At 50.9% G+C, this 6,356-nt stretch carries 8 protein-coding genes and 1 tRNA gene; 5 read left to right on the forward strand and 4 right to left on the reverse strand.

What is annotated here, in order from left to right:
• From IQ219_RS15570 to IQ219_RS15580, 3 genes are all read left to right on the forward strand, one after another.
• Positions 1 to 136, forward strand: a 136-nt coding sequence (locus tag IQ219_RS15570) for an RlpA-like double-psi beta-barrel domain-containing protein (protein WP_304650694.1), incomplete at its 5' end; no start/stop codon positions are given.
• 323 nt (positions 137 to 459) lie between these two features.
• Positions 460 to 1,452 carry a DMT family transporter gene (locus tag IQ219_RS15575; protein ID WP_194073218.1) on the forward strand — a complete coding sequence of 331 codons (993 nt, stop codon included), beginning with the start codon at positions 460 to 462 and terminating at the stop codon, positions 1,450 to 1,452.
• Positions 1,453 to 1,545: 93 nt separating this feature from the next.
• Positions 1,546 to 2,196, forward strand: coding sequence for a phosphoribosylanthranilate isomerase (locus tag IQ219_RS15580; RefSeq protein WP_194073219.1), 651 nt, complete (start codon positions 1,546 to 1,548; stop codon positions 2,194 to 2,196).
• A 6-nt stretch (positions 2,197 to 2,202) separates the two neighbouring features.
• On the opposite strand, the gene IQ219_RS15585 is transcribed toward IQ219_RS15580, so the two are convergent.
• Complete coding sequence (locus tag IQ219_RS15585; RefSeq protein ID WP_194073220.1) at positions 2,203 to 2,496, reverse strand: DUF6439 family protein; 294 nt, start codon at positions 2,494 to 2,496, stop codon at positions 2,203 to 2,205.
• Positions 2,497 to 2,771: 275 nt separating this feature from the next.
• On the reverse strand, positions 2,772 to 3,776 hold the full coding sequence (locus IQ219_RS15590; protein ID WP_190595740.1) for a DUF1517 domain-containing protein: 1,005 nt from the start codon (positions 3,774 to 3,776) through the stop codon (positions 2,772 to 2,774).
• Between the two features lie 289 nt (positions 3,777 to 4,065).
• Between IQ219_RS15590 and IQ219_RS15595 the strand changes: the two genes are divergently transcribed.
• On the forward strand, positions 4,066 to 4,404 hold the full coding sequence (locus IQ219_RS15595; protein WP_028949278.1) for a P-II family nitrogen regulator: 339 nt from the start codon (positions 4,066 to 4,068) through the stop codon (positions 4,402 to 4,404).
• Between the two features lie 110 nt (positions 4,405 to 4,514).
• Here IQ219_RS15595 and rdgB read toward each other — a convergent pair whose 3' ends face one another.
• The gene (gene rdgB / locus IQ219_RS15600) at positions 4,515 to 5,099 is read right to left on the reverse strand and encodes an RdgB/HAM1 family non-canonical purine NTP pyrophosphatase (RefSeq protein ID WP_194073221.1); all 585 of its coding nucleotides are present in this window, start codon (positions 5,097 to 5,099) and stop codon (positions 4,515 to 4,517) included.
• A 97-nt stretch (positions 5,100 to 5,196) separates the two neighbouring features.
• Between rdgB and IQ219_RS15605 the strand changes: the two genes are divergently transcribed.
• Positions 5,197 to 5,268 (forward strand) — tRNA-Thr (locus IQ219_RS15605).
• 14 nt (positions 5,269 to 5,282) lie between these two features.
• Here the strand turns inward: IQ219_RS15605 and IQ219_RS15610 are convergent.
• Positions 5,283 to 6,356: extracellular solute-binding protein (locus IQ219_RS15610; RefSeq protein WP_194073222.1), on the reverse strand; the 1,074-nt coding region annotated here is incomplete at its 5' end.

Below are 6,356 nucleotides of genomic sequence, written 5' to 3' on the forward strand. Positions count from 1 at the left end.
GTCTGTGGTGGTGCGCATCAATGACCGGGGGCCCTTCACTGGGGGACGGGTAATTGATCTTTCCGCTGGGGCGGCCAGGGCGATCGGTATCCATAGCAGTGGCGTGGGTAATGTAGCCCTGGACATTGTGCAGTAATAATTAAAAATTCATAATTCTGGGCTATGCCATTGCTCCCAAGCATACTGGACTGTTTGTTTTCCTCTGGAAGTTTGGGGGCACAATCAACCCTGGCATAGTCCATTGTCAATATTTAGACCCATTAACTCCTACCGATCTACTTTGCCCATGGCGATCGGGGGGTTTTTGCTTTGGTGATTGATGGAAGAATCTCTTACTCTATCCCTTGCAGTCGTTATCGGGAAAATGTCGGTGAATACCATTGCCCTCGCCATGGCTTTGTAACAAAACTATACATACAATGGGGGGATGGCCATGCCTGCTCCATTACCACCCCACCAATGCAGATTGAATCGAAAACCAATTCTAATATCCGTTCCGGGTTAACCCTGATTGCGCCTTTTTTCCTGTGGGGAACGGCCATGGTGGCGATGAAGGGGGTTTTGGCAGATACTACGCCCTTTTTTGTGGCAACGGTGCGCCTGATACCAGCGGGGATCTTGGTCTTGCTCTGGGCCATGGTGCAAAAGCGTCCCCAACCCCAGGATTGGCAGGGCTGGGGCTGGATTATTTTATTTGCCCTGGTGGATGGCACCCTTTTCCAAGGATTTTTAGCCCAGGGGTTGGAGCGCACAGGGGCAGGCTTAGGTTCCGTGATTATTGATTCCCAACCGATCGCCGTGGCGTTACTATCCAGTTGGCTATTCAAAGAAGTGATCGGCGGTTTGGGCTGGCTGGGGCTGCTACTGGGGGTAGGGGGCATCAGCTTAATTGGCCTGCCGGATGAATGGTTCTATCAGCTTTGGCATCTGCAAAGTTTGACCATCAATTGGAGTGGGCCTGCGTTGGTAGAAAGTGGCGAGTTATGGATGTTGCTGGCCTCCCTGTCCATGGCGGTGGGCACAGTGCTGATACCCTTTGTCAGCCGTCGGGTGGATCCGGTGGTGGCCACGGGTTGGCATATGATCATCGGCGGTTTACCCCTATTGGCGATCGCCTTGGTAGAAGATCCCCAACCTTGGCGCCATATTGACCTGTGGGGTTGGGGCAATCTGGCCTATGCGACAGTGTTTGGTAGTGCCATTGCCTACGGGATCTTTTTCTACCTTGCTTCCCGGGGTAATTTGACCAGCTTGAGTTCCCTGACTTTTTTAACGCCCATTTTTGCCCTCAGCTTTGGTAACTTGATTTTGGGGGAACAACTTAGTGCTCTGCAATGGTTGGGAGTCGCCTTTACGTTGGTGAGTATTTATTTAATTAACCAGCGGGAACAGTTAAAGATACAACTGCGGGCCATGTGGGGTTTGGTTCGTAAACCCGTAGTGAACGATTAATTTGGCATAATTGGGCACTGTTTCATCTACTTCTGCCTGAAACCCCAGCTATTTATTTGTTGTTCAATTCAAAATCCCCAGGAACTTTGCCCTATGGCCATGGAGGTAAAAATTTGTGGTTTACGCCATCCCGCCCAAGCCCAGGCGATCGCCGCTTTGGGATTCACCACCCTGGGATTTATTTGTGTGGAGGCTTCCCCTCGTTACGTCAGCCCCGAAGAAATTGCCCTGGTTCTGCAAAGCTTAACTGCCCATGACGAGCTATCGGCGATCGGGGTGTTTGCCAATGCTTCCCTACCTAAACTAGGGGAATTTCTAGGCCAAACCAACCTCAACGGCATCCAACTCCACGGCGATGAAACCCCCGAGTTTTGCCGCCAAGTTAAACAAGCATTTCCCCAACATCGATTGATTAAAGCTCTCCGGCTAAGGCGATCGGAAGATTTGGCACGGGCGGAAACCTATTATGATGCAGTGGACATTCTCTTACTCGATGCCTACCATCCAGAACAACTGGGAGGGACCGGGCAAACCCTTCCTTGGCAAAAGCTACAGCAATTCAGACCGCCCCTACCCTGGTGGTTAGCGGGGGGATTGACTCCTATCAATGTTCAAGACGCTTTAGGATTACTGCAACCTGACGGTATTGACCTGTCCAGTGGGGTAGAAAAGGCCCCAGCGGATAAGGATTTAGCCAAAGTAACCCAGTTACGAACTAAGCTAGATGCTCTGCCAACTTTTTGAAAAACCCTAGACTTTTTTTGCTTTACTGCCATGGGTAGGACAGGGGGGCGCACTCAAACTGCGGTCCAACCAACCTTCCGCCTGTTGCACATGGGTCAACGCTTCCTGGGGGTTATCTTTGAGCAGATACACCAATGCCGCTGCCAATTCCTGGCCAGCCTGGGCTTGGCGGTTACCCTTCAAACGATGCCAATGCTGGGGGGCGATCGCCAATCTTTCTGCCAGGGCCTGGGCCAGTTCTAGGGCAGAAAGTTCGGGGTGACTCACAAGGGAGGAGGTTTGGGAAGCAAAGGGAATCATGGTTGCAAACTGCTGGGAAAATTACGAACACCAAACCACGGATGGCCGGTTAACTGCTTTGATTATGACCTTTTTTGCCGGGAGCCTGTTGGAAATTGTCCCAGCTCTCCTGCCCCTGAAAACTAAAGTGCTCGGCCCATTCCCCCCAAGAAGAAGGCAGTTTTCCCCGCGTTGTGTTTTGGCTGAATTTTGCCCAAAAAGAAAGCCCAGGCAAAGTTCCCCAGGCTTCCTCCAATGCTTATTTTTTGACTATGGGCAATGAGCCGCTTCCACCATTACACCAGTCTCAGTTCTGGATATTCGCTGATAATATCGTTGCTGGTGAGGGTATCTCCTTCCTCTTGGGGCGTCCATAGCACTTCGATGGCCAAGAGGCGATCGCTACTGATGCCCCCCAGGGTTTGCAGAGATTGTTTAAGCTGACTGGAATCATTAACTTCTGGCAGGGTCAGATTACCCAGGGCTGCGGCAATGATGGTGACCAAAATATATTCCCCAGCACCATCGGGAACGGCATCGGGGCTATCTCCACCAATGGCCGGTGCCCTCCCCCCTTGGCGTAACTGATTATTAAAATTGCTCAGGGTTTCGTCGGTGAACTTACTCCGTTCAGTCAGGGCCAACTGATTAAAAGCAGCTTCGGCGGCACTCAAACGGACTTTATCACTCTGGCTGGAACCATAGACCCAATATTCAGGATGGCGTAGCAGGGCCAGGGTAGCTTCCTGCAGCACGAGGGAGCGGCCATTGGCAGTACCAGTGTCGGCGGAAAGGGCCAATTCATCTAGTTCTTTTTTCAGCTCTTTTGCACTAGCAAGCAAGCCCACCTGAATTTGGCCAATACCTACTTGGGGATCATTCCCCGCTAAGGCGCCGCCCCCTTCACCACTGCCGCCGCCACCATTGCGAATAGCATTGATCACCACATTGGCGATCGCAATCATGACTAAGATGCCGAAGATGCCGCCGAATCCTCCTCCAAAGCCAAAGAAAGGAATTATGAAGGGAAACCCAAAGCCCCCTCCCCCATAGGCACCACCAGAACGGTAGGAACCACCGCCGGGACTGCTGTAACTACGACTAGGGGCACTACGGCTGGGAGCCCGGAAAGACCCCCCCCCAATGCGGCCACCACTGCGCCGAGCTTCCGCTGAAAAGGTGGGGGTAAAGACGAGGGTAAAGGCCAGGACAAAAATAATCACCACTGAAGTGCCCCGCACCCAGACCGATCGCCAGGTAATATTCTTGGGTAGGGGTAAATTCTTGAGCATCTTAAGCATGGATAGAGAAACTTTGCTATTTTGATCTGGAAACACCACTGGCGGGATCGGTAGGACCCTGCTAAATCAACGGACAAAACTCCGTCTACTCCTCTAGGGTAACGGATTCTTCCCAGGGACGAATAGAAACTCTGTATTTTTTTTTGCTAATCTCGTCACTGGATCCACCAAGAGTCACGAAAAAACGGTACTGATTTTTACAAAAAAACTTTTGAAGAACATGTTAAAAGTGTCTGGCTAGCCTTATAAATGAAACAAAGACCAGATCATTGCACGAGGAGTACCAAGTTTGAAAAAAGTAGAAGCGATTATTCGCCCCTTTAAACTAGACGAAGTAAAAATTGCGCTAGTAAATGCAGGGATCGTTGGTATGACGGTCTCCGAAGTTAGGGGCTTTGGCCGTCAAAAAGGTCAAACAGAGCGTTACCGTGGCTCTGAGTACACCGTTGAGTTTCTCCAAAAACTCAAAATTGAGATTGTCGTCGATGAAGAACAGGTTGACATGGTTGTTGACAAGTTGGTATCGGCGGCCCGCACTGGCGAAATCGGTGACGGTAAGATCTTCATCAGCCCGGTGGATTCGGTAGTGCGGATTCGGACAGGGGAAAAGGACACCGAAGCTATTTAAGTCTTTTTGAGATTGAGATCTGCTTTCAGTTTCCTGGTAAGGTTGGGCCCTCTGAGGCTGTTTTGCTCTCCTAGCCCCAACTCCCCGCCCATTGCGGCCATCACCAGCCATCAAAAGCTGTCGAATTCTAATCCAGACCACCGGCGGATGAGTTTGTCAAAGGCTTGTCCCCGATGGCTCACCTGTCTCTTTTCTGCCTTTGTCATTTCTGCAAAGGTTTTTTTGTGCCTGGGTAGCCAAAAAATTGGGTCATAGCCAAAACCGTGGTCGCCCCTCGGACTGTGGGTGATTTCCCCCGGACAGATTCCTTCACTGCTTAGTTGAATACTGCCATCAGGAGCGGCGATCGCCACCACACAAATGAATTGGGCCTGTCGTTGGGTGACTCCCTCCAAGGCCTGGAGCAGTTTAGTAATTCTTTCCCCATCGGTATTACCGTAACGGGCGGAATATAAACCCGGTGCCCCGTCCAATGCATCCACCGCTAAGCCAGAATCGTCGGCGATCGCCCATTGATTTAACGCTTTCGCCACCTGGGAAGCCTTTAAGCAAGCATTTTCATAAAATGTACTGCCGGTCTCCTCCACTTCAATTTCCGGGGGTTTGAGGGCTAACTGACAATCAAGGCGATCGAGATAGGCTTGCATCTCCGCTAATTTGCCTGGGTTTCCCGTGGCAACAATTAAAGTGGGCATGGTTTTCCTAGGTTTTATTGGTCGCTAAAAAAGTTTTTTAGGGGTAAAAATTAGCCAGAGCCTCTGGGTTGATCTTCTGCTATTCTGTATCAAAGATGCTGGTGTAGCTCAGTGGTAGAGCAACTGATTTGTAATCAGTCGGTCGCAGGTTCAAATCCCGTCACCAGCTTTGGTTTGAAGCCTTTAACCCGTAATTGTCTGAGCACTCCGCATGGTTTGCCATAGGGCCTTGTATTGGTCGGCACTGGCACTGTCCAGGGGAGCAAGGAATTCACAACGCTCCAACAACTCCGGCGAGAAGGCCAGCAAAGGATTGGTGGTCAGGGAACCAATGTCCAAGTTTTGATAGGGCACCGCCAAACCCTGACTAAAAGTAGCCATTTGCGTCAGACTAGATTGCTGGGCAGAAAAATTTAACCAATCATAGGTGACATCAGCGGCTTCGCTGCCAGCGGGCATGGTCCAGAGGTCGGCCCAGAGGGAAGTTCCAGAGGTGGGGATAATCGCCCTTAACTCCGACTGATTCCTAAGCAAGGGAATGATCTGGCTCGACCAGCCCACCGCTAGCCAGACATCTTTGTTCAGCAAAGCTTGGAGATAATATTGATTACTGTAAAACTTTACCTGGGCCGCCAATTCCTGCAAAGCGGGAGCTAAAGTTGAAATTGCAGCGGGATTGGTGACATTGTAGGAATAACCTAATTTTTTTAGGGTCAAACCGATCGCCTCCCTGGGGTCATCCACGAGGGCAATGCGTTGTTCTAACTCCGGCCGCCAGAGGTCAGACCAATCCGTCGGTTGCCAACCCAAGTCAGCAAAGGGTTGTTGGCGGTAAATGATCATGGTAGTGCCCCAGCGGTAGGGAATGGCCCAAATTTTTCCAGCTTGATCCGGTACGCCCTGGTCATTGCGTTGTCCTAGTAATTGCCAACGAGGCGGCAGGGTTGACCATTGACTAAGTTGGGAAGAGGCAAAGGGTTGAATCAAACCAGTTTGGATAGCTTTTTCCAGCCAGACGTCTCCCCCTGTGACCAGTTGAGCTGGGCTTTGGAGTTGCTTGGTGCTCGGTCCATTGCCCCATAACCCTGGGGATGAATTTTTCCCTTGGGGATTGTGCCAGGTTTGTAAATTCTCAAACAAACTTTGGAGATTGGCGATCGCCTTGAAGTTGAGGTCTTTCCCCTGGGGCAACTGCCGCTGAAATTGGCTAATTAATTGGGGGGGTAGAGAACGATTCAGGAACTGCACCTCTTGGCC

Origin of the sequence: Synechocystis sp. LEGE 06083 (assembly GCF_015207725.1) — a bacterium.
GTDB classification, from domain to species: Bacteria; Cyanobacteriota; Cyanobacteriia; order Cyanobacteriales; family Microcystaceae; genus Synechocystis; species Synechocystis salina.

Bases quoted from the DNA above. Each gene is read 5' to 3' on its own strand.
- IQ219_RS15580 (WP_194073219.1), top strand. From the start codon at position 1,546: ATGGCCATGGAGGTAAAAATTTGTGGTTTACGCCATCCCGCCCAAGCC.
- rdgB (WP_194073221.1), bottom strand. From the start codon at position 5,099: ATGCCCACTTTAATTGTTGCCACGGGAAACCCAGGCAAATTAGCGGAG.
- IQ219_RS15590 (WP_190595740.1), bottom strand. From the start codon at position 3,776: ATGCTTAAGATGCTCAAGAATTTACCCCTACCCAAGAATATTACCTGG.
- IQ219_RS15585 (WP_194073220.1), bottom strand. From the start codon at position 2,496: ATGATTCCCTTTGCTTCCCAAACCTCCTCCCTTGTGAGTCACCCCGAA.
- IQ219_RS15575 (WP_194073218.1), top strand. From the start codon at position 460: ATGCAGATTGAATCGAAAACCAATTCTAATATCCGTTCCGGGTTAACC.